Genomic DNA, 25,024 nt, shown 5'->3' with positions numbered 1-25,024 from the left:
TTTTAATTAGGCTAATTCCGCGACGTCAGTAAGCCGCACGGCACCCGCTTTAGTGTTGATAACGATGCCGCTTGCACCATTGACATTGACGCTTTCAATATTTCTGAAAGTCGCTGTAGGCAAGGCTGTAAACTTACCGTTTACAGAGCCCTCAGCCTTTATTGTGTAATCTCCAGGCGGTAACATGTCACCATCAGTGTTTTTACCATCCCAGTCAAAGCGAACTGCACCAGCATTTTGATCTTTAAGATCTATGGTTCTTACCAGCTCGTTTTTATCATTAAGAATACTGACCGTCAGTTTTTCTACAGGCTCGGTCACAATAATAGAACCCCGCGACTGCATGTCCGGGCCGTGCTCAATTGTGTCTGATTCCAGTAGGGCTTTCTTGCCGATCAAAGTCGACGCCTGCAAAGCAGAATTCGAGGTCATAGAATCAGCCAATGATTCAAACTTCGTGTTCAGGTCAGAGATACCCTCGGCCATGGTGAAGTTTGTCATTTGTGCAATCATCTGATCATTATCAGCCGGTTTGCTCGGGTCCTGATAAGACAACTGCTGAGTCAATAACGCAAAGAAATCCTCCTGCTTCAACTCATCATTCTTTTCTGTCGGAACCTGCTTGTCAGGCCAACGCAATGAATCGACATAGGTCGAGGTTGCTGAATTGACTTCGTTACTCATTGGCTATACTCCCACTTAGCGCTGACCAAGTTGCAAGGTTTTGCTAAGCATCTGCTTAGCGGCATCCGCTACCTGAACATTCGTTTGGTACGAACGCGATGCAGAGATCATGTTTGTCATCTCTTCAACCACATTCACATTTGGCTTATAGATGTACCCGTCTTTGTCAGCACTTGGATGGTTGGGATTGTACTCAACCTGCAGTGGTTTATCGCTTTCTACGATCCCCAGTACTTTCACCCCTACCGAAGACCCCATGGTATTCGGATGAGCTGCCGCAGCCTTATTCAACTCCGCGGCGAAAACTGGGTGCCTAGCTCTATACACCTTATCCTGACTAGAACTGATGCTGTTTGCATTAGAAATATTACTGGCGGTCGTATTCAAACGGACGTTTTGGGCGCTCATGCCTGAGCCCGCTATATCAAAAACATTATATAAACTCATGATTAGCCACCTTGACCACTCAGGGCTTTCTTCAGCCCTTTAAATTTACCAGATAAAAAATTCAAACTAGCTTGGTACTCTAATGCGTTTTGTACATACAAGTTTCGTTCCACTTGTATATCCACTGAGTTACCATCGCCTGTATCTGCTTGATTTGGCGTGCGATATAGTTCAACACCATTGTTCAGCTGAGTCCCACCACTAAGATGATTCTCATTGGTTCTGACCATCTTATTGCCGCTTAGCTGTGCCGATTTTGCCGCTTTAAAAGCCTGGCCAAAGTCGATATCCTTAGCTTTATATCCAGGGGTATCTGCATTGGCTATGTTACTTGCTAAAATTTCAGCACGCTGAGAGCGGATCAGCATAGTGTGAGGATGAACCCCCAACGCTTTATCAAAACTAATTGCCATAACCCGACTCCAAAAAATTGACTTGATGAAATAAAAGCAAGAATGAGGCCAATATTTATGTGGCGGAAAATTGCCGCATTGCCGATATCACCATTACAAGGTATCTAGTAAGAGACTAAACCACAGCACTGGCTAATTTCTTTATATTAATCAAATAGCTTTTAATCTTCCTTGGAGCCAAATCCTAGAGGATAAATGTGGCTTCGACTTGTTGTGATATATGACACCGTGAGGGAAAGTGGTATGATTTACGATTGAAGAGAGTACAGCCCCTGAACGCCAAAAACCAGGCATTGCGCTATACCCAAAAACCTATAAGCCAATGCATCAGGCCCCTTTTTAGCCTTTATACTGCAATTAAAGATCACCAGCGCAGCTGGTGATCTGAGCTGGATTTGATCATTGAGCAACTGGTTATCAGGTTTATTTACACTTTAAACCAGCCAGAAATACTAATTGCCATATCCTCTCATCTTAAAAAGCGACGTATTATTGCCCCTCAATGTGCCCAGCCATTTAACCTCAGGAGAGTAAAGAGTCGTTATGATAGCGGTTTCATAATCGATATTACGGTCTTACGCTGTTATTACCCAGCGAAGGCCAATAGAGTGCAATTCTGAAGGGGCGCTGGGAGCTGTATTGAGTATGTGGAGAATCATCGATATCACCGGCCTTGCTTATAATGAATGTCAGGCGTAATGATAAAAAGCATTGCCAAAAGCGAAAACCAACTGTACACTTTTTAATCACAACGATAATTAATCTTTGCAAGGAAAGAACGATGAAGCTAAAACTCAATAAAAAGCAGGTCAAAAGCTTATCTGCAGACTTAAAAACAGTACCAGAACTTGTAACACCTCAGATCTGTGGTGCTTTGCCACCTCCCAGTCATTTCTGTGACAGTGAGAATTGCACGCCCACTTCTATGCTTCCATGCATGACTTACTACTGTATTTAACCGCTCGCTGCCATTAGACATCCAGAAACAACCTCAGGCGAAACATGCACAAGTGTGAAAACTCATCCGGGTGGATATCGATAATACTACACTTGTGCGCTTCCCCGATAATGCATGCTTGATTGTCTTGTTTAAAATAATTTAACGAAGTGTCTTGCCATGATCGCCAGGCCGTAGTGCTTTTCAAATTTACTGTTTGACCTGTTAGCAGTTAAACCATTTTCTCTGTATTACTTGAACCTGAAGAAAGCTTCAGCGCGCTTCGTCATAAGAGACATCTGGATATGTGGTTACATAGACGCACAGGGCGAAAATAACTTAATTAGTCGCTTGGCAGTGATTTGCCATTTATACTCTCCGCGTGGCCTGTGAGCAGTTTCCGCATCAAGTGCCGGATAACGGTGGTATGGGCTTTGTGACTGGGAAGTTATATAACTTTTTAAATCGCACAAAGCAAAAAACCCGCTGCATTGCTGAAACGGGTTTGACGTACATGGAAGTACGAATGTCGATGATATTCATGGATGAATGTCTTTCGTCGACCTCTAATTAGGAGCTTGGCAATGTCCTACTTTCACATGGGTGAATTGTGACCGAAGCACCGCTTCGCAGCGCAATGAACGCGAGGCATGGACGCCGAGCCGGGAGCCCTCCACAGGGAAGTGTCCCCAAAGACTGCTAGATACCAGCTTCATGGAGGAATAGACAACACCGCTCTGTCTACAACTTTTTTAAATCGCACATAGCAAAAAACCCGCTGTATTACTGCAACGGGTTTCTCTTATAAGGCCCTGGCGATGTCCTACTTTCACATGGGAAAGACTCGCCGTCCGCCCCACACACTATCATCGGCCGGGGCCGACCCTTCGGCTATTTCGTTTCACTACTGAGTTCGGCATGGGCGGGGCTGGCCTTCCAGTCAGGTGGTTCCAAAATGCCTACTACTACGCTAATTTTAATCATAAACACAAAAAAGCCCGACTCTTTCGAATCGGGCTTTCTTTTATTTGGAGCTTGGCAATGTCCTACTTTCACATGGGAAACCCCACACTATCATCGGCGCTATTTCGTTTCACTACTGAGTTCGGCATGGAGTCAGGTGGTTCCAAAATGCTATGGTTACCAAGCATAAACTGTTGCGCAAGATGTTTATCAACATCTCACTAAAATCTGGAAAAGCGTATTAAATTCTTTCGTCTACTTTAATTCTTAACTTCTAACAAACAAAACCACTTTGGCGTTGTATGGTTAAGCCTCACGGGTAATTAGTACGAGTTAGCTCAATGGCTCACACCACTTCCACATCTCGCCTATCAACGTTGTAGTCTTCAACGGCCCTTCAGTTAACTTAAAGTCAAAGTGAGAACTCATCTCGAGGCTCGCTTCCCGCTTAGATGCTTTCAGCGGTTATCGATTCCGAACGTAGCTACCGGGCAATGCCATTGGCATGACAACCCGAACACCAGCGGTTCGTCCACTCCGGTCCTCTCGTACTAGGAGCAGCCCCTCTCAATTCTCAAACGCCCACGGCAGATAGGGACCGAACTGTCTCACGACGTTCTAAACCCAGCTCGCGTACCACTTTAAATGGCGAACAGCCATACCCTTGGGACCGACTTCAGCCCCAGGATGTGATGAGCCGACATCGAGGTGCCAAACACCGCCGTCGATATGAACTCTTGGGCGGTATCAGCCTGTTATCCCCGGAGTACCTTTTATCCGTTGAGCGATGGCCCTTCCATTCAGAACCACCGGATCACTATGACCTACTTTCGTACCTGCTCGACGTGTCTGTCTCGCAGTTAAGCTGGCTTCTACCATTACACTAACCGTACGATGTCCGACCGTACTTAGCCAACCTTCGTGCTCCTCCGTTACTCTTTGGGAGGAGACCGCCCCAGTCAAACTACCCACCAGGCACTGTCCTCAACCCCGATTAGGGGCCTAAGTTAGAACATCAACACTACAAGGGTGGTATTTCAAGGACGGCTCCACGCAATCTAGCGACTGCGCTTCAAAGCCTCCCACCTATCCTACACATGTAGGGTCAATGTTCAGTGCCAAGCTGTAGTAAAGGTTCACGGGGTCTTTCCGTCTAGCCGCGGGTACACAGCATCTTCACTGCGATTTCAATTTCACTGAGTCTCGGGTGGAGACAGCGTGGCCATGGTTACACCATTCGTGCAGGTCGGAACTTACCCGACAAGGAATTTCGCTACCTTAGGACCGTTATAGTTACGGCCGCCGTTTACCGGGGCTTCGATCAAGAGCTTCGCCTAAGCTAACCCCATCAATTAACCTTCCGGCACCGGGCAGGTGTCACACCGTATACGTCATCTTACGATTTTGCACAGTGCTGTGTTTTTAATAAACAGTCCCAGCCACCTGGTCACTGCGGCTCTCGCCTGCTTACGACGCGAAGTCTTCACAAGTAAGAGCGTACCTTCTCCCGAAGTTACGGTACAATTTTGCCTAGTTCCTTCACCCGAGTTCTCTCAAGCGCCTTAGTATTCTCTACCTGACCACCTGTGTCGGTTTAGGGTACGATTCGATATAAACTGAAGCTTAGAGGCTTTTCCTGGAAGTAGGGCATCAACAACTTCACCACCGTAGTGGCTCGTCTCGACTCTCAGCCTTAGCGACCCGGATTTTCCTAAGTCACCAGCCTACAGCCTTTCACATGGACAACCAACGCCATGCTTGCCTAGCCTGCTCCGTCCCCCCATCGCATTTATACCAAGTACGGGAATATTAACCCGTTTCCCATCGACTACGCTCTTCAGCCTCGCCTTAGGGGTCGACTCACCCTACCCTGATTAACATGGGATAGGAACCCTTGGTCTTCCGGCGTGCGGGTTTTTCACCCGCATTATCGTTACTCATGTCAGCATTCGCACTTCTGATATGTCCAGCATGCCTCCCGGCACACCTTCAGCCACTTACAGAACGCTCCCCTACCCCGCGAACTAAGTTCGCAGCCGTAGCTTCGGTGGTATGTTTAGCCCCGTTACATCTTCCGCGCAGGCCGACTCGACTAGTGAGCTATTACGCTTTCTTTAAAGGATGGCTGCTTCTAAGCCAACCTCCTAGCTGTTTTAGCCTTCCCACATCGTTTCCCACTTAACATACACTTTGGGACCTTAGCTGACGGTCTGGGTTGTTTCCCTCTCCACGATGGACGTTAGCACCCACCGTGTGTCTCCCGGATAGTACTTTACGGTATTCGGAGTTTGCAAAGGGTTGGTAAGTCGGGATGACCCCCTAGCCTTAACAGTGCTCTACCCCCGTAAGTATTCGTCCGAGGCTCTACCTAAATAGATTTCGGGGAGAACCAGCTATCTCCCGGTTTGATTAGCCTTTCACTCCTAGCCACAGGTCATCCCCTAACTTTTCAACGTTAGTGGGTTCGGTCCTCCAGTCAGTGTTACCTGACCTTCAACCTGCCCATGGCTAGATCACCGGGTTTCGGGTCTATACCCTGCAACTTAAGCGCCCAGTTAAGACTCGCTTTCGCTACGGCTCCCCTAAATGGTTAACCTTGCTACAGAATATAAGTCGCTGACCCATTATACAAAAGGTACGCAGTCACCCATCACTAAGCTACCTCTGCTTGATTTTGGCGGTTGACCGTCGGCTAACAAGTTAGGTCGACGTTAACGCTAATTCAAACATTGTGCTTACTTAGGAGTTCACCAAAGTAACTTAGTGATGGGCTCCTACTGCTTGTACGTACACGGTTTCAGGTTCTATTTCACTCCCCTCACAGGGGTTCTTTTCGCCTTTCCCTCACGGTACTGGTTCACTATCGGTCAGTTGGGAGTATTTAGCCTTGGAGGATGGTCCCCCCATATTCAGTCAAAGTTTCACGTGCTCCGACCTACTCGATTTCACTTTAAATAAGTTGTCGTGTACGGGACTGTCACCCTGTATCGTCATACTTTCCAGAATGTTCCACTAACTACATTAAAGCTTAAGGGCTAATCCGATTTCGCTCGCCGCTACTTTCGGAATCTCGGTTGATTTCTTTTCCTACGGGTACTTAGATGTTTCAGTTCTCCGCGTTCGCTTCATACAGCTATGTATTCACTGCATGATGACCCAAAGGGCCGGGTTTCCCCATTCGGAAATCCTAGTCTCAAGTGCCTCTTACTGGCTCAACTAGGCTTATCGCAAGTTAGTACGTCCTTCATCGCCTCCAACTGCCAAGGCATCCACCGTGTACGCTTAGTCACTTAACCATACAACCCAAAATAGTTTTGAATTGTACTGCTAAAGACAGTTTTAACTTCGCCAGAAGTTAAGTAATACTAAAGTAGACGCTAATTAATCAACTAAATGATTAATCGGCATTTTTCTTTCGAAAACTCTATAGAACAACAATTTTCATTGTCATTCCGAGAATTTAATATCAGCTTTCCAAATTTTTAAAGAGCAATATCACTCAGTAAGTTACCTTACCAAGCAACAATCATCTGTGTGGACACTTCGAACAAATTAGTTCTAAGTCGATAAGGAGGTGATCCAGCCCCAGGTTCCCCTAGGGCTACCTTGTTACGACTTCACCCCAGTCATGAATCACTCCGTGGTGAACGCCCTCCCGAAGGTTAAGCTATCCACTTCTGGAGCAACCCACTCCCATGGTGTGACGGGCGGTGTGTACAAGGCCCGGGAACGTATTCACCGCGGCATTCTGATCCGCGATTACTAGCGATTCCGACTTCATGGAGTCGAGTTGCAGACTCCAATCCGGACTACGACATACTTTAAGTGATTCGCTTACTATCGCTAGTTCGCAGCACTCTGTATATGCCATTGTAGCACGTGTGTAGCCCTACACGTAAGGGCCATGATGACTTGACGTCGTCCCCACCTTCCTCCGGTTTATCACCGGCAGTCTCCTTAGAGTTCCCGACCGAATCGCTGGCAACTAAGGATAAGGGTTGCGCTCGTTGCGGGACTTAACCCAACATCTCACAACACGAGCTGACGACAGCCATGCAGCACCTGTATCAGAGTTCCCGAAGGCACCAAACCATCTCTGGTAAGTTCTCTGTATGTCAAGTGTAGGTAAGGTTCTTCGCGTTGCATCGAATTAAACCACATGCTCCACCGCTTGTGCGGGCCCCCGTCAATTCATTTGAGTTTTAACCTTGCGGCCGTACTCCCCAGGCGGTCTACTTAATGCGTTAGCTTTGGAAAAGTTGTCCGAAGACCCCAGCTCCTAGTAGACATCGTTTACGGCGTGGACTACCAGGGTATCTAATCCTGTTTGCTCCCCACGCTTTCGTACATGAGCGTCAGTGTTGACCCAGGTGGCTGCCTTCGCCATCGGTATTCCTTCAGATCTCTACGCATTTCACCGCTACACCTGAAATTCTACCACCCTCTATCACACTCTAGTTTGCCAGTTCGAAATGCAGTTCCCAGGTTAAGCCCGGGGCTTTCACATCTCGCTTAACAAACCGCCTGCGTACGCTTTACGCCCAGTAATTCCGATTAACGCTCGCACCCTCCGTATTACCGCGGCTGCTGGCACGGAGTTAGCCGGTGCTTCTTCTGTCAGTAACGTCACAGCTAGCAGGTATTAACTACTAACCTTTCCTCCTGACTGAAAGTGCTTTACAACCCGAAGGCCTTCTTCACACACGCGGCATGGCTGCATCAGGCTTGCGCCCATTGTGCAATATTCCCCACTGCTGCCTCCCGTAGGAGTCTGGACCGTGTCTCAGTTCCAGTGTGGCTGATCATCCTCTCAAACCAGCTAGGGATCGTCGCCTTGGTGAGCCGTTACCTCACCAACTAGCTAATCCCACTTGGGCCAATCTAAAGGCGAGAGCCGAAGCCCCCTTTGGTCCGTAGACATTATGCGGTATTAGCCATCGTTTCCAATGGTTGTCCCCCACCTCAAGGCATGTTCCCAAGCATTACTCACCCGTCCGCCGCTCGTCATCTTCTAGCAAGCTAGAAATGTTACCGCTCGACTTGCATGTGTTAGGCCTGCCGCCAGCGTTCAATCTGAGCCATGATCAAACTCTTCAATTAAAAGTTTTTTGTTTGAAGTAAACTTCAAACCATGCTCAATGAATTCTGATTTTGATTCTTTCGAATCGAATTGACTGTTATAGTCACTCAGTTCAGTTGAGACTCTAAATTTTTGTGCGTCATTCAGTAAACTGAAATTCGCTGTTAGAACTCAATCTGTACGAGTGCCCACACAGATGATTGCTTCATATTTTTAAAGAACTATGTAACTAAACTTCGTTAGTTACCGCAGCCTCGCTGCGAAGTGGAGCGCCATATTAACCGCTTCACTTTTAAAGTCAACTAGAAAATTTAATTTTTCTTAATTAAGCTTTCCGTTTGGCTTTCCCTTCACTTAACTCGTTGCTTTTCAGCGTTGTGCTCCGTGTCGGTGGATGCGCATTATAGGGAAATCGAAACCCGACGCAACCTTTTTTCGAAGGAAAGTGATAAAAACAACACTTTTGGTTAAATTGCGTACTAAACACATCAAAACAGCTGGTTTTGTCATCAAATATTCACCCATTTGACACAAACCAATTACTAGGGGATCTAAGTATTGTACATTTCAGATGAGACGCAAGAAAATATGGCGCTTTTTTTAGCGCCATTTTCAAAAGTAAGAATTATTAGTATAAAAGACTGTAAAGTTTACGTCGGTAGCGCATTGCTACCTCATCACCTTCTGGCAATGATGCAATAATGTCCAGGTAACCTTTTTTGGCTTCTCCAAAGTTCATGTCTTTTCTTAACACAGCAAACAAGCTTTCAAGCGCATCTGCACTCTTACCCGCATCGATCTGAGCCTGAGCTAACTGGCACAATAGAGACAGATCGCCCGGCGCAGATTCGACTTCAGCCAACAGTCGCCTAAGCTCGGGCGATTCCTGAGCTTCTTTTGCTTGCTCAAGTTTAGAACTTAAATTGGTAAAATACGCATCCCGAGCTTCCGCTGGTACAGATCCTAGTAGCGCCTCAGCCTCATCTACTTTCTTTATCTGAATACAGATGTCTGCAAATACCAACAAAACCCTTGGGTTTTCTTTTGCTACGCCATACGCTTGCTTAGCCAAAGCAAATGCCTCGTTCAACTCGCCACTAGCCAGAGCTTGCTTAGCTTGATCAAGTAAAATCAATTCTGGAGAAGGCAAATGCTCAGAGAGAGCCTTAGAAATCTCTTCCTGTGTTTTAGCGCCGGGAAGAACATCGACAGGAGCTCCCCCTTTTAGAATTACCAATGTCGGCAACGCCTGAAGGCCGACTTGTTGCGCAAGTTGAGAAGCGAGCATTTGCTGCTGATCACAATCGACAGTCGCTACCACTAAGTTATTCGGATATTGCTGAGCAAGCGCATCAAGAATATCAGCTTGTGCAAGACAGTTGGGTTCTTGTGCACTGAAGAACGTCATTAATACGAGTTTTTCTGGGTCCCCGGATGCTAACACCTGTTGGATATTTTCCGGAGTAAGTGAAATTTTATTTTCCATGTTCAAACCAGCTATGATATTTGCTTATCTATATGGTGACATCCTCACAAATTGCAAGGCAAGCTTAAAACCTGATTACGCTGCCGATTTACGACGACTACTTTTCGTCGAGGTGCGTTTCTTCGATCTTTTTTTAGAAAATGGAGGTTTCGACCCAGTTCTGCTACTTTTTAATCCAGTGAACAATGTGCTGTCGCTTACGCAAGCGCGCTCAATAAAACCTGTAATTTCTTTTTCAAGAGGGCTCATAAAAGTTTGGTAAGGCTGCTCTTTCATCGCAATTTTTGCCAATTGTGATTCCCACAGAGCCGTTCTGTCAGGCAAAGAAACATCTTCTGGTAACGTCTTTATCAGAGCCACTCCTAACTCTGTCGAACGGATACTCTTACCATTGCGTTGCAAAAAGCCTCTTTTGAACAATAAGTCGATGATCCCAGCTCGGGTTGCTTCCGTGCCCAGTCCATCGGTTTCTTTTAGCACTTTTTTGATCTCAGCATTGGCGACAAACCGGGCGATACCTGTCATCGCACTTAGCAAAGTTGCTTCTGTAAAATGACTGGGTGGTTGGGTGTGCTTCTCAACCACTTCTCCTTTAAAACAGTGTAATAACTCACCCAATTCTAATTGGGGTAGAACAGCTGGTTTCTTTTCTTCTGCTTTAAATAACCGCTTAAAGCCTAGCTCTAAGATTTGTTCTGCTTTTGCTACAAATACACCGCCGGCAATTTCTAACTCTACTCTAGTCTCAGTATATCGGTAGGCTGGATAAAACTGCGCCAGATACTGGGTACTTATCAGCTGATAAACTTGCAGCTCATATTGACCTAACTGAGCCGTTTTTAATTTCTTTGCTGTTGGAATGATAGCGTGATGTGCCTCAACTTTAGCGTCGTTCCAACACTTACTTTTCAGGCTGAGATTGGCGTCGGCTACTTTCTCTTCTGTTAACCCTTGATTATTTAACGCAGCACCCAACACCTGTTGCGCTTCAGCAAAATGACCTGTCGGTAAATATCGATTATCAGAGCGAGGGTAAGTGATCAGTTTGTGCTTTTCATAAAGCGCCTGACAAACATCCAATACCTGTTTTGCAGACATACCAAATCGTTTATTCGCAGCTATTTGTAATGCCGACAAGTTATAGGGCAAAGGAGGATTATGCTTTTTTGGCTTAGCTTCGATTTTCTTGACTTGCGCATCTTGAGCATGGATCCTCGCCGCCACATTCTCAGCCAAACCTTTCACCAGCACGCGGCCTTCTTCATCCATATATGGCTGGCAAGCTTCACTGGGTTTCCACTTCGCACTGAACTCACTTCCATCATCTTTTCGAACATGCGCCAGCACCTCAAAAAAAGGTTTAGAAACAAAGTTGTCGATTTCCATGTCGCGTCTGACAACCAACCCAAGGACAGGCGTTTGTACCCTACCGACCGAGAGCACGCCTTGAAATCCCGCTTTTTGTCCAACCAATGTATAAGCTCTTGTCAGGTTCATACCATACAGCCAATCTGCCCGGGCTCTTGCCAAAGCAGACACACTTAAAGGAACGAATTCGTGATTGGCACGCATCTGATTTAGCGCTTTTTTTACCGCCGATGGGTTTAAGTCGCTGATTAGTAGCCGTTGAGTCGACTGTTTTTTACGCCCGGATAACTTCGCCTCCTGAAGTACCTCATCAACGAGTAACTGACCTTCTCTGTCTGGATCGCCCGCATGGACCAGGTTGTCGGCTTGTTTGACAAGCTTCTTCACAATACTCAGTTGTTTTTTGGTTTTGGGCTTTGCTTTGAACTGCCAAAATTCCGGTATAATGGGTAAGTGCGCCATTTGCCATTTCTTATATTTCGGATCATAGTCTTCCGGCGCAGCTTGTTCTAACAAATGTCCAATACACCAAGTAACACAGTCTCCATTGGCTAACTCAATATAGCCTTCATGTTTCTTGTGTGGTTTAGGTAAAACATCTGCGATAGCTCTGCCCAGAGAGGGCTTTTCGGCAATATAAAGTTTCATTCTTCAAAACAACTGTATGTATTTACAGTCATGATAGTCAACTCTGGCAGCAATTGCCAGAGTTGACTCAAACGGACAAAGAGATTGAGGATGGGCTTAGGTTTTAAGTAAGTTCAACTGCTTGTGTTTTTGCTCCACGATGTAAGTCATTGCACTCGCAGCTTGCTCTACCTCATCCGCGAAACCAGATAACTCAGCCGCCGCATCAGATATACCCGTCGTGTTAGTGCTGATTTCCTCAGTCACCATGCTTTGCTCTTCTGCTGCCGTGGCGATTTGTGTTACTTCATTTGATATGCTGCTTAACTCACCTACTAAGCTACTCATAAGCCCAGCAGATTCTTGGCAGTATGAAACCGCTTGTTCACCCTGACTAACCGTTTTTTCAATGATCTGCTCTGAACCAGTCACTTCACTTTGAAGATTGTCGATCAGCTTGCTGATGTCATCTGTTGACGCTTGTGTTTTCGAGGCCAGCGCCCTGACTTCATCAGCAACCACAGCAAAACCACGGCCTTGTTCTCCAGCTCTGGCCGCTTCTATCGCAGCATTCAATGCCAATAAATTTGTTTGCTCTGCAATCGCTCGGATCACATCCAAAATTTTGGAGATGTCACCGCTGCGCTCAGACACTTTACCGAATGCATTTTTGGCATCTAAAACCTGCTCAGCAATTTCCTGCACAGTCTCAGTCGTTCTGACGATACTGCGCTCGCTACTCTGGACCGTTTCAACAGCATGATTTGTACTCAAAGCTGCTTTTTCTGATGCTCTGGCCACTTCTGTTGCCGTCGCACTTAACTCGTTGATGGCAGTAACGACACTGTCTATTTCAAGATGCTGATTCGATACCTTATTTTTAATATTGATCGCGGCTTCTGTGGTTTTATGTGATTGAGTATATGATTCCTCGGCTAACTCTTTGAGGTCAATAATCATGCTTCTTAGTTTTTCGGTGAAGCGATTAAAACCATGTGCAAGGGATATCAGTTCAGCATGGTGGCTTACCTCAAGCTTATGAGTCAAGTCACCCTCACTGGAAGCCAAACTTTCAACCCGTTCCTCAATATAAGTTAATGGTCCAACAATAGTATTAATCAAGACAAGCGCCAGACCCAAAGCAACTGCAGCAACCAATGTTCCTAACAGCAACATCCAACGCCCTAATGAATTAGTCGACGCTTCAATCTGCTGTTCTATTTGGGTTACTGAGGCCAATGCAACATCCTTGGGCAATTCAATCACCAAAGACCAGGTTGTATTGGCAAGCTCAATTTCAATAGGGACTGCAATGGCAAGCATATCATCCATCTCACTAAACCCGCCGGTCTGATGTAATTTCAGCAGTTTATCTGCCACACCTGAGTTAATGGATTCTTTCAGGGGTCTGGCTAGTTTATCGTAGTGACTAGCCCCCACGACCAAGCCTAAGTTACTGAGTAAAGTAACTTTCGCCTGGCCTTGGTAAAGAGATTCAGATAACTCGTCAACTAACTGCTGGAAAACAGGTAAATTCACATCCACACCAACCAATCCCTGAAAACGCCCATTGATGTCTACCGGCACCGTTAATGACGTCATCAGCATTTTGTTACCTGGGGAAATTTCGTACAGATAGGGTTCCATAATACAGGGGGCAACATTGTCACGTGCGCACAGATACCACTCGGCTTCCCTCAAACCAAACTCGTTGCGTTTATCTAAGTACTTGTCGGCCGCTGACTCGATTTGGTGTTGAGTAATGCCACTTGAATCTCGCGTGAAGTATAATTCCAGGGTGCCGTCCCCCGGAGCTGAGTGGCTTGCGCCGGACGTGTGGGCCTGATCTTGTTGGTCATAGCCATTTGGCTCAAACTGAGCATACATAGAAGATACAAATTGATTTTGTTTTAATGCACCTGCTACCAGATGCTGAACGTGGGTGCGTTCAAGCGGGTCGCGGACAGAAGTTTCTTTCAATGCTCCAGCCAGAGTATATGGCACCCGATATGCCGAGTTTATAAATGCGGCAACCTGCTGAGCATAATATTGCCCCTGTGCAGTTAAGCCCGTTCTGATCTCTTGGTATGCCAGCTCTCGAAGCTGTGCGCTTTGTACTTTATTTTCTTTTTGCAGGTTCATCCACATGGTTGATACCAGCAAGGCAACAAGGGCTGTAACCAAAGTAATCACAAACAGGATGAGCTTTTTCTTGATGGACATATGCTGCATATAAAACACTCACAAACGGTTGTTTATTCGGGTAACTTTAGCAAAAGTTACGCTTTCTTGCGTATTCTAAAATGACAGCTTTAAGTAATTATGACTACACTATTCCGATATTTTTTTTACGTAGAATATGAATAGCGCATTCATTGCACACGCAACAGACGCTATAACGATGTGACGGGAAAGGAACTATAGCTCAGAGATTTCAATTGAATGGATACTCGACGAGATGAGCCGCTGCTTGTGTACAACAGCGGCTCATATTAAAAGGAGGTTCAGTCTTCCTCGATATTGTCTTTACCACGAGTCGACTCAATACTGTCTAATCTATGGTGAATAGCTGATTTAATCAACATATAGCCACTGATAGGGGCGGTAATAAGCAAGAACATCGAGATCAGTATCTCTTTCACACTGACACCTTCGCCATAAAACCCATAGTAGGCCATGGCAGCAAATAGCAGACACGCCATACCTAGAGTGGTTGCTTTTGTTGGGCCATGCAAACGCATAAAGAAATCGGGCATTTTTACTAAACCGATCGACCCCACCAAAATAAGGCTGCCGCCTAACAATAATAGTATTGAAATAACCCATTCCATCATTCGGTGCTCCTATTCAATGATATCGCCGCGCAGCAAATATTTACAGACGGCCACAGTGCTAACAAAGCCAAGCAAGGCTATCAACAAAGCCGCCTCAAAATACAGCGACGTGCCCATATTCATTCCATAAAGCACTATCAAGGCAATGGTATTAATGTACATGGTATCCAAGGCAAGTATGCGATCTGGAATGGAAGGCCCAACAACCAGTCGCCACAAATTAAGTAACAAAGACACACCGATCATCGCAAAGACAATCAAAATCACCGTCTCTAACATGCAAAGATCTCCTTAATAGGTTTTTCATAACGCGTTTTAATCGTGTCGATCAACTCCGCCTCATCGTCCAGGTCAAGCACATGGATCAACAAATAACGTTGTTGTGGTTCAGCGTCTTCCGCCATATCTTCAGGCCAAGGATAGACCTCAGCACTCACAGTGCCTGGTGTAAGAGACACGGTGCTGGCTAAAATAGTAATCGGCATCGACTGTGCTAAGTCAATTGGCACTTTGACAAACCCGGGCTTCAGCTTTCGGGTTGGTCCCAGGATTTTAATGGCTACCTCGATATTTGCCATTAAGATGTCATACAAAACCAGCAACAAATATTGCAGTGCCTTGCCCGGTTTCAGTACCAAAGGCTGTTTGGTACGAAATGGAAAAGTAGCAAGCGGAATTGCGACAGCAAGAATAGAGCCTAAAATCAAATGTCCCGGTGCAACCGTATTATTGAGCAATAACCACACGATAAATAACATTAGGCTGCGGAACGGCGTTGGCAACCATCTATATTTTGCTTCCAAACGCATTTAGCGTACTCCTCCCAACACGTCTTGCAGTAGTCCTGTGAAATCATGTAACTCCTGAGCTGCCAGCAGTGCATATTCACTCAATGGGCCTGCAAAAATCACCATTAATGGTGTACACAATACCAGCAGCATCACAGCACAAACTTGTGCCGGATGTGCTCGCTCCTGTTCGCTATCACCTTTGCCTGTCTGATGCCAAAATACGGTGCTACCCGCTTTTGAAACCGATACCAAAATCGCGAGGCTTGCCACCAAATAAACTAACCAGAACCAGTTGCCATAAGGTGTGTCCAAGGTTGACCTCAGGATCCAGACCTTACCTACAAACCCGGATAAAGGCGGCATGCCGATCACGGCAACTGCAGCGACCAAAAATGCACCGCCAAGCAATAGCGGCTGTGAAACCGGGCGACCAGCGGTGATCCTATCCGCTACCTTACCTCTTTGTCGGGCAATTAAGTCTGCTAACAGGAACAGTGCGGCACTGACCAAGGTCGAATGCACCAGATAATAAATCGCTGCCGCGCTACTTTGCACAGTTTGTACTGCGACCAATGCTACCAAAGTACCAACAGACACAACTACCAGGTTGGCGACCATTTTTCTTAAATCTTGGCTTGCCAATACCCCTATTGCCCCCATCACAATAGTGGCAATCGCCAGCCACCAAAGCCAGTTTTGCGCCATGTGGCTCAGTTCACCAGCTTCTTCGCCAAAAATCAGGGTGTACACACGCATCATAGAGTACACACCCACTTTGGTCATAATGGCAAACAATGCTGCCACCACAGGCATTGCCGTAGAATAGGTGTTAGGGAGCCACAAGTGAAGAGGAAGTAATGCACCTTTAAGCGCAAATACGACCAACAACAACAGTCCACCGATCTTGGCCAGATAGACATCATCACCTTGCAGCAACGTCACTTTTTGCGCCATATCCGCCATATTTAATGTGCCCAAAGTGCCGTACAAGATCCCAAGCGCGATCAGGAAAACCGAAGAGCCGACCAGGTTCAGGATCACATACTGTAAAGCGGCACGTGTATTGCGCTTATCACCACCGTGCATCAGCAAAGAGTATGACGCAATCAACAGGACTTCAAAGAAGACAAACAAGTTAAACGCATCTCCGGTCAAAAACGCACCATTGACGCCCAAAATCAGGAAATGCAGAAGCGGGTGGAAAAAACTGCCACGTTCATCGTCACCAGCGCAGCTATATAAGCCACACACCAGACCAAGGAAAGAGGTCAAAGTAACCAGTAATGCTGACAGCGGATCGGCAATCAGCACAATACCAAACGGCGCAGACCAGTTACCAATCGCATAGACTGAAGTGCCATGCTCGCGGGTCATCAGCAATAAAATTACCGAGGCCACAGTTGTGAGCGCCCCCATACCGACAGACACAATGCGCCGTGCTCGTAGGTTCTTGCCACAAGGCGGCATCAACATAAAGATAGCTGCCAGCATAGGTAATAGTACTGGCAAGGAAGTTAAATGCTGTATCATGCTTTACCCTGCTCCTTACGCTGGGAACCACTGTTGCGCGTAGCCGTATTCACTTCGATACCATTGACATGGTCATTGCCTAAGTCCGCACGACCCCTGATAGCCAGAATGACCACGAATGCAGTCATCGCAAATCCGATTACAATCGCAGTTAACACCAGCGCCTGAGGGAGAGGATCAGCATAACCGTCGCTATAACCCAACACTGCGGCTTTATTCATGGTCAATCGACCTGAGGCAAACAAAAACAAGTTTACCGCGTAAGACAACATAGTGAGACCCAGCACTACGGGAAAAGTCCGGGCACGTAAAATCAGGAACACTCCGCAGGCCACTAACAGGCCCACGCAAGATGAATACAATAGCTCCATTAAATATTTACCTCTTCTTTAGGTGCATTGGCTGTCAACTTACCCAGACTCGCCAGGATCATCAACGTCGCGCCAACAACCGTAATATATACACCCAAGTCAAATACCAATGCGCTGGCAAGCTCTATCTCTCCAATCACTGGTATATCAAAGTAATCAAACCAACTGGTCAGGAATGGACGGTCAAATGCCCAGCTGCCCAAGCCTGAAATCATCGCAATAGCAATACCTGACGCGATGATCTTCCGATAATTGAGCGTAAAGCGCTCCGAGATCCAATTAGACCCATGCGCGATGTACTGCAATATAAAGGCTATGGCAGTAACCAAGCCTGCAATGAAGCCACCACCAGGTAAATTATGACCGCGCAGGAAGATATAAACCGACACCATTAACGCCAGAGGTAGCAAACTCTGAGAAATAGATGCCAGCAAAATTGGGTAACGTTCGCGTGCCCATGGACGGCCTTCTGAATCACTGCCCGGCATAAACAGTGGCAGATTTATTAGCAACTTATAAATGCCCAACGCAGCAATACCCAATACGATAATCTCGCCTAAGGTATCAAAACCACGGAAGTCGACCAGGATAACATTGACCACGTTGGTACCACCACCACCGGTCTTCGCATTCGCGAGGAAGAAATCGGAAATCGAATTCAATGGCCGTGTAATCAAGGCATAACAAATACTGCCCACAATCACGCCAATCGCAGAGGCGATACCCAAATCGCGTAACACACGCACAGAGCTGCTTTCTTTGGGCGTTTTTTGCGGCAGGAAGAACAGCGCAAGCATCAGCAGAATGATAGTGACCACTTCAACCGTCAGCTGAGTCAGCGCCAGATCTGGTGCAGAGAAGCGTGTAAACGCAACGGCGACCATCAGGCCCACCACCGAAATCATCAACAAGGCAACCATACGAGTGCGATGCCAGATCACAGTACCGATTGCACCTATCATCAACAAACCAGCACCAATAGCATTGTGAACATCAATGGGGGTTGGTTTGTTTTCGCCAACCAACTGGCTCATTTCAAATAGCGGCCAACCGGCACTCAACAGCACCACCATTAACATCAACATCAAATAGCGCTGCAAGGAACCATTTTCTATTGCATCAATGCGGGCGCGGCTCCAGCCAACTACCTTGGACATGGTATGCTCAAAACCCTTTTTGGCATTAATAGGCGGTAACGATGCCTGGAATGCAAACAAGTAACGGCGCTGCGTATAAATTAGCAAGCCACCGCACACGGCTATTCCGCTCATCAGCAGAGGTAGATTGAAACCATGCCAGATCGCAATCTTAAATTGCGGTGGCTCGCCACCTAATACCGCAGCAGACGCGACATTTAGGATATCGCTGACGATAAAGCCTGGGAACATGCCCACAATCAGACACAGCGCAACCAAAACCTCGATCGGCACACGCATGTAACGTGGCGCTTCATGAGGCTCTTTTGGTAAGTCAACGGGTTCGCCATTGAAGAACACGTCATGAATAAAACGAGCCGAGTATGCCACTGAAAAGGCACCCGCAATCGTTGCCAGGATTGGGATCAACCAAGACATTGAGCCAAGCAACTGCTGATGTAAAGTTTCAGCGAAGAACATTTCTTTTGACAAGAAGCCGTTCAATAAAGGAACCCCTGCCATTGCTGCCGCGGCAACCATTGCCAGGGTTGCTGTGTACGGCATAAATCGCCACATGCCATTGAGCTTACGCATATCTCGCGTGCCGGTTTCATGATCTATGATACCGGTTGCCATAAACAGTGAGGCTTTAAAGGTTGCATGGTTAATGATATGGAATATGGCGGCAACGGTGGCCAATTCAGTATCCAGGCCCAATAACAGCGTGATCAAACCTAAATGACTGATAGTCGAGAATGCCAGTAATCCCTTCAGATCATGCTTAAACAGCGCGATATAAGCACCGACCAGTAAAGTTGCAAGACCCGTGAGGCCAACCAGAATAAACCAGATTTCCGTACCTGCCAGCGCAGGGTAGAAACGAGCCAGCAGGAAAATACCTGCTTTCACCATAGTGGCCGAGTGTAAGTAAGAACTGACTGGCGTAGGTGCGGCCATCGCATGAGGCAACCAGAAGTGAAATGGGAACTGCGCAGATTTAGTGAATGCACCGAGTAATACCAGGATGAGCGCCAGTTCATATAAATCGTGCGCCTGGATAAGCTCGCGACTGGCTAAGATGATATCCAAGTCGTAGCTACCTACAATGTCACCCAGGAGTAATAAACCAGCCAACAGCGCCAATCCGCCACCACCAGTTATCGCCAGCGCCATTTTAGCCCCTTTTCGGGCTTCAGACTTGTGCCACCAATAACTTATCAACAAAAACGAGCTGATACTGGTCAATTCCCAAAACAGCCATAATTGCAGAATATTATTCGACATCACGATGCCCAGCATCGCCGTCATAAACAGCATTAAGTAAGCATAGAGCTTAGGCATAGAGTCGTTACTACTTAAATAGTAACGCGCATAGAAGATCACCAAAATGCCGATTCCCAGGATCAGGAATACGAACAATAAAGACAAACCATCCAAGCGGAATGAGAGTTCTAAGCCCAACAACGGGATCCACTCTATGGTGGTCCGCAGCTGTTCATTGGCAAACACGCCGGGTGCCATGTAGCAAGCCAGCGCAAGTGCCAATCCAGGCGCAAGTAAAGTTACCGCAGTCGATTGATTGCGGGATAGTTTACCTGTTAATGATGAGAGTAAACTGCCTAATAAGGATAGCAAGGGTATCCAAAGCAATGTCATAAAGAAAACCTTTTATCTTCAATAACCGTAAATAAACGGAACAGCGCGCAGTGTGTAGCTAGTGTTATGCATAGACTATCTGATTTATTTTGCGCACGTTTTTATCACACATAACGCTTACCAGTTATACTTGATTAGTATTTGAGTTGTCTAGACTTTCGCGCTCTATACGCTGCCATTTTAGCCAACATTTACAAACAATTCAGATTAAATTCATAAATAAACTGGGCTTTTAACCCTTGGCAGCTAATTTAACCTGAATAAACCGCTGAAAATCTGTGGGTTTATCGCGCTGTTGCTGAAATGCCAATAGCCAGAGCTCCTTGTATCGTTTGGACAACGCCAGACTCTGATATTGCATGTTAGACATAGCCTGCTGGGGCTTATAAGCAGATAGTAACCCGGCCTCACAACTCTGACTGGGATACCACCCCTTAGGTGGTGTATTACCAACGTATAAGTTAGGTGCTTTAAGCCCAGGAGTTGCGCATAACCATTGTGCTTTTGCCTCATCAATCGCGTATTCATCCTCAAAGCCACTGAAGTGCATCAGTTCATGGACAAACACAGCATAATCGCTGTTCAAGTTTAATGTCATTACGCCACGGCTGACATTCGCATCGCCACGTTTTGTCATCAGGACAAGATGATCGGCAACAGACCAGTACTCGCTGCCGGGCAATCCAGCAAGGTCGCAATAAGCAAATTTTTGTGCTTTCAGGTGACATTGTAGATCAGATCCCATATACACAGGATCTGCAAAACAATAGCTACCCGAATGAGGTAAAGGGGCACTAAGGTATTGCGCTTTCAACTGTTGCAGCTTTTTAAAGCCCAGCCAGGAATCACTCAACATGGCCACCCGACGTATGCACTTTGCATCATCCCAGTGAAGCTCATTCACAGTTCGGATAGTCAGTTGTTGCAAATCATCCGATGCCAGCTCATTGGCAGAAGCGCCCTGCATAACCCGTGACAGCGTATAATAAGGTCGAGGCAGCGCAAAATGAGAGGCCAACAGGTTTATCTCAGACACTGCATGCGCTGTTGTCAGGGACTCCAATAACCGTAGATGCGCTTGCGAGGTAGTGGCCTCCCAATGCGCTCTGGCCAGCAGGAGCGCTGTATCTAAGTCCCCCTGTTCGATCAGCCGAATTGCCCATTCAAACGCCGCCGCGGGCTCATCCAACTTGCGTAACGCCAGTACCGTGCCATCAGAGAGCTCAGGTAGCAGCAAGCCTGCTCGTCGAACATCAAGGAAAAAGCTCTGTGGGCTGCGCTTAAGCAAAGAAAGCTGTGCCTGACGCGCGTTGGGAGAGTTAAAGTGCCAGGGATTGAAGGCGCTGCCCGCTATGAGTGTGCTACAGACCAGTAACACTACATAGCGAAGCATCAAAGCAGGCATCAGATCAGCCTACATCCGCCCGGTTCATTTCATCGGCGATAATTTGCAGTTCAAGACGGGCGTATTTATGTTCTACAAATTCGTAGACATTAGTTGCAAGGGCCAGTTTAAAATATTCAATGGCTTTTCCCGTTTTACCCTCAGCCTGATAACGCTTAGCCAGATAAAAGTAGGCTTCACACAGGCGCTCTGCAAACTCCTGTTGCGACTTAACGCCATCTCCAACTTGCGCGAGAAAGGCCTGCTGAGACAGCTCATTCAAATAAAGCTGTACCAATTGTGTTGCCCATTCATCATTATTCAAGGCCTGGCTGTGCTGCTTCAGAGCTGCTTTTGCAGCAACCGGGTCGACTTTAGATTCTGCCAGATAAAGCCACATGAGCCGGTACGGATCTTGAGGAGAACGCGCCAGAAAAGCCTCAAAATCGTTTACTGCCAGTGCTGGACGTTCCCCGTAATATAAGGCTATACCCCTATTTAAATAGGCATATTCATGATCTGTATTAAGCTCAAGCACCGCATCAAACATCTCGTAGGCGGTGCCATACTCTTGTCGAAGTGTATGATGTATACCAAGAAAATTGTATACCTCTGCCAAATCTGGTTTGAGTTTGACTGCGCGATTAAAGTCGATACGTGCCAGCGTGGTTAATCCCAGGCTGTCATAAAGCATACCCCGGTTATAAAACAGCTGCGCCTGTTGGTCATTATCCAGCGTTTTGTTTTGTAACAACTCGCTGTATCTGGCGATGGCTATTTCATTGCGAAAATTAGCTGCCAATGGCACGGCAAAAGGCACCGTCACGTTGGGCATATCCGCCGCTTGCTGAGTTGACTGACACCCGAGTAAGCTCAGACATAGCAAAGGTAATAATAACAGTCTCAATCTATTTCCCCTTTTGGGCATGTTGCGAATTTCTGATCCGCTTGTCGCTATTACTGTCGAGCAAATATTAAAGCATAAAAAAAGGGGCCATTCAGCCCCTTTCATCGAAACTCATTGTTTCTTTGTCAGATATTACTCAGCAGCAGGTGCCGCATCTGACTCTAGTGCTTCTTTAATGCTCAGACGCACACGACCCTGACGGTCTACTTCTAGTACTTTTACTTTCACTTCCTGGCCAACAGACAGGTGATCAGCTACGTTGTTTACGCGCTCTTTGCTGATCTGTGAAATGTGTACCAGGCCATCTTTACCAGGCAGTACGTTTACGAATGCACCAAAGTCTACGATACGGTTTACTTTACCTGTGTAGATAGTACCTACTTCCAACTCAGCGGTAAGCGCTTCGATACGAGCAATCGCTTCTTTAGCACTGTTACCATTAGTTGCAGCAATCTTAATGGTACCATCGTCTTCGATTTCGATGGTTGTATCCGTTTCTTCAGTTAGCTGACGGATCACCGCGCCACCTTTACCGATTACATCAGCAATTTTCTTCGGTGGAATGTTCATAGTGTAGATACGTGGTGCGAACTCAGACAGGTCCTGAGATGGGCTGGCGATTGCCTGGTCCATCACGCTCAGGATATGCAGACGTGCTGCTTTTGCCTGACGCAGTGCGATCTGCATGATTTCTTTTGTGATACCTTCAATCTTGATATCCATCTGAAGTGCAGTTACACCCGCGCTGTTACCCGCTACTTTAAAGTCCATGTCACCCAGGTGGTCTTCGTCACCCAGGATGTCAGATAGAACAACAAAGTCTTCGCCTTCTTTAACCAAACCCATCGCGATACCCGCAACAGATGACTTGATTGGTACACCCGCATCCATCAGAGCCAGTGACGTACCACATACAGACGCCATTGAAGATGAACCGTTTGATTCAGTGATCTCAGAAACCACACGCACAGAGTACGGGAATTCTTCAAGCGTTGGCATAACCGCTTGTACACCGCGCTTAGCCAAGTTACCGTGACCAATCTCACGACGCTTAGGCGAACCGATGAAACCTGTCTCACCCACACAGAATGGAGGGAAGTTGTAGTGCAGCATGAAGTGATGCTTCTGCGTGCCAATCAGGTTGTCCATCATTTGTGAATCGCGTTCTGTACCTAAGGTAGCAGTAACCAAAGCCTGCGTTTCACCACGCGTGAAGATTGCAGAACCGTGTGTACGTGGCAATACGCCCGTCATCACGTCAAGCGCACGAACCATGTCTGGTTCACGACCATCAATACGCTTCTCACCAGCAATGATGCGGCCACGTACGATTTTCTTTTCAAGTGAGCTAAACAGCTTAGACACTTCCTGCTCGTCCAGCGCTTCGTCTTCAGCCAGCTCAGCCGTCAGCTTCTCGACAACTTCTGCTTTTGCTTCGCTTAGTGCGTCTTTACGTGCCACTTTATCAGTGATGCGGTAAGCGTCACCCACTTTTTGCTCAGCGATTGCTGCGATTTTGTCAGACAGTTCAACGTTTTTCTCTGGTGCAACCCAGTCCCAAGCCGGCTTGCCTGCTTCTTCAGCAAACTCGTTCACAGCCTGGATGATAGCCTGTGATTGCTCATGACCATACACAACCGCACCCAGCATTTCTTCTTCAGTCAGAATTTCAGCTTCTGACTCAACCATCAGTACAGCACCTTCGGTACCCGCAACTACCAGGTCAAGTTTACTTTGCTCAAGTTCAGTCACTGACGGGTTCAGTACGTACTGACCATCAGTGAAACCAACACGTACGGCGCCGATTGGACCATTGAACGGCACGCCAGAAATTGCTAGCGCCGCAGAAGTACCAATCATAGCAACCATGTCTGGTTGAATTTCAGGGTTTGAAGAAACCACTGTCGCGATAACTTGTACTTCGTTCACAAAGCCGTCAGGGAATAAAGGACGGATTGGACGGTCAATCAGACGCGCGATCAGTGTTTCATTGTCTGAAGGACGACCTTCACGCTTCAGGAAGCCACCAGGGATACGGCCTGCCGCATACATTTTTTCCTGATAGTTAACTGTCAGAGGGAAAAAGTCCTGACCAGGTGCAGCTTCACGCTTACCTACAACCGTTACAAGTACAGAGGTGTCGCCAATGCTGGCCAAAACGGCACCATCAGCCTGACGCGCAATGGCACCAGTTTCTAGGGTTACTGTGTGTTGACCCAGTTGGAATTCTTTAATAATTGCTTGCACAAATATCTTCCTTACAAAAATAACATATAAGCGCCAACAACGACCAATTACAGTCTTAAGGGGACTAAAGAGACTAATAACCATTTGATAAAAAAGATTAAACCAAACAGAGCTAGATGATCCGCTTAAGCACTACAATTGGCTGCAGACTTGGCGCTGAACC

The 25,024-nt window shown here is 46.8% G+C and carries 15 protein-coding genes and 3 rRNA genes; all 18 read right to left on the bottom strand.

Annotated features, from left to right (window positions below; genetic code table 11):
- Positions 1-6 precede the first annotated feature (6 nt).
- A complete protein-coding gene (locus tag CWC22_RS06300; protein ID WP_058797709.1) occupies positions 7-684 on the bottom strand; it encodes a flagellar hook assembly protein FlgD in 678 nt (225 codons plus the stop codon).
- A gap of 15 nt (positions 685-699) precedes the next feature.
- Positions 700-1,131, bottom strand: a complete 432-nt coding sequence (flgC, locus tag CWC22_RS06295) for a flagellar basal body rod protein FlgC (RefSeq protein WP_054015564.1) — start codon at positions 1,129-1,131, stop codon at positions 700-702.
- 2 nt (positions 1,132-1,133) lie between these two features.
- Positions 1,134-1,544 carry a flagellar basal body rod protein FlgB gene (flgB, locus tag CWC22_RS06290; protein WP_125563915.1) on the bottom strand — a complete coding sequence of 137 codons (411 nt, stop codon included), beginning with the start codon at positions 1,542-1,544 and terminating at the stop codon, positions 1,134-1,136.
- A gap of 1,970 nt (positions 1,545-3,514) precedes the next feature.
- Positions 3,515-3,629 (bottom strand): 5S ribosomal RNA (gene rrf / locus CWC22_RS06285).
- 117 nt (positions 3,630-3,746) lie between these two features.
- A 23S ribosomal RNA gene (locus CWC22_RS06280) occupies positions 3,747-6,740 on the bottom strand.
- A gap of 271 nt (positions 6,741-7,011) precedes the next feature.
- Positions 7,012-8,544, bottom strand: a 16S ribosomal RNA gene (locus tag CWC22_RS06275).
- The 16S, 23S and 5S rRNA genes sit together here, the layout of an rRNA operon.
- Positions 8,545-9,152: 608 nt before the next feature.
- Positions 9,153-10,010 carry a tetratricopeptide repeat protein gene (locus CWC22_RS06270; protein WP_138539340.1) on the bottom strand — a complete coding sequence of 286 codons (858 nt, stop codon included), beginning with the start codon at positions 10,008-10,010 and terminating at the stop codon, positions 9,153-9,155.
- A 75-nt stretch (positions 10,011-10,085) separates the two neighbouring features.
- Positions 10,086-12,026 carry a DNA topoisomerase III gene (locus CWC22_RS06265; protein WP_138539341.1) on the bottom strand — a complete coding sequence of 647 codons (1,941 nt, stop codon included), beginning with the start codon at positions 12,024-12,026 and terminating at the stop codon, positions 10,086-10,088.
- A 96-nt stretch (positions 12,027-12,122) separates the two neighbouring features.
- Positions 12,123-14,237, bottom strand: a complete 2,115-nt coding sequence (locus CWC22_RS06260; protein WP_138539342.1) for a methyl-accepting chemotaxis protein — start codon at positions 14,235-14,237, stop codon at positions 12,123-12,125.
- A gap of 272 nt (positions 14,238-14,509) precedes the next feature.
- On the bottom strand, positions 14,510-14,839 hold the full coding sequence (locus CWC22_RS06255; RefSeq protein WP_125562472.1) for a Na+/H+ antiporter subunit G: 330 nt from the start codon (positions 14,837-14,839) through the stop codon (positions 14,510-14,512).
- A 9-nt stretch (positions 14,840-14,848) separates the two neighbouring features.
- Positions 14,849-15,118 (bottom strand): K+/H+ antiporter subunit F, encoded by a 270-nt coding sequence (locus CWC22_RS06250; protein ID WP_010385043.1) that lies wholly within the window; start codon positions 15,116-15,118, stop codon positions 14,849-14,851.
- Positions 15,112-15,648 (bottom strand): Na+/H+ antiporter subunit E, encoded by a 537-nt coding sequence (locus CWC22_RS06245; RefSeq protein WP_138539343.1) that lies wholly within the window; start codon positions 15,646-15,648, stop codon positions 15,112-15,114. Before CWC22_RS06245 ends, CWC22_RS06250 begins: the two co-directional genes overlap by 7 nt.
- Positions 15,649-17,160 carry a monovalent cation/H+ antiporter subunit D gene (locus CWC22_RS06240; protein WP_125562470.1) on the bottom strand — a complete coding sequence of 504 codons (1,512 nt, stop codon included), beginning with the start codon at positions 17,158-17,160 and terminating at the stop codon, positions 15,649-15,651.
- The gene (locus tag CWC22_RS06235) at positions 17,157-17,531 is read right to left on the bottom strand and encodes a Na+/H+ antiporter subunit C (RefSeq protein WP_010385046.1); all 375 of its coding nucleotides are present in this window, start codon (positions 17,529-17,531) and stop codon (positions 17,157-17,159) included. The genes CWC22_RS06240 and CWC22_RS06235 overlap by 4 nt, the downstream gene beginning before the upstream one ends.
- Positions 17,531-20,323 (bottom strand): monovalent cation/H+ antiporter subunit A, encoded by a 2,793-nt coding sequence (locus CWC22_RS06230; protein ID WP_138539344.1) that lies wholly within the window; start codon positions 20,321-20,323, stop codon positions 17,531-17,533. Before CWC22_RS06230 ends, CWC22_RS06235 begins: the two co-directional genes overlap by 1 nt.
- A 232-nt stretch (positions 20,324-20,555) precedes the next feature.
- On the bottom strand, positions 20,556-21,728 hold the full coding sequence (locus tag CWC22_RS06225) for a hypothetical protein (RefSeq protein ID WP_138539345.1): 1,173 nt from the start codon (positions 21,726-21,728) through the stop codon (positions 20,556-20,558).
- Positions 21,729-21,732: 4 nt separating this feature from the next.
- Positions 21,733-22,635 (bottom strand): lipoprotein NlpI, encoded by a 903-nt coding sequence (gene nlpI / locus CWC22_RS06220; RefSeq protein ID WP_125562464.1) that lies wholly within the window; start codon positions 22,633-22,635, stop codon positions 21,733-21,735.
- A gap of 111 nt (positions 22,636-22,746) precedes the next feature.
- On the bottom strand, positions 22,747-24,861 hold the full coding sequence (gene pnp / locus CWC22_RS06215) for a polyribonucleotide nucleotidyltransferase (RefSeq protein ID WP_138539346.1): 2,115 nt from the start codon (positions 24,859-24,861) through the stop codon (positions 22,747-22,749).
- Positions 24,862-25,024: the final 163 nt, after the last annotated feature.

Source organism: Pseudoalteromonas rubra (assembly GCF_005886805.2).
GTDB lineage: Bacteria > Pseudomonadota > Gammaproteobacteria > Enterobacterales > Alteromonadaceae > Pseudoalteromonas > Pseudoalteromonas rubra_D.
Note: the sequence above shows the minus strand (reverse complement) of the source record. Positions and strands in the feature narration are given on the sequence as shown.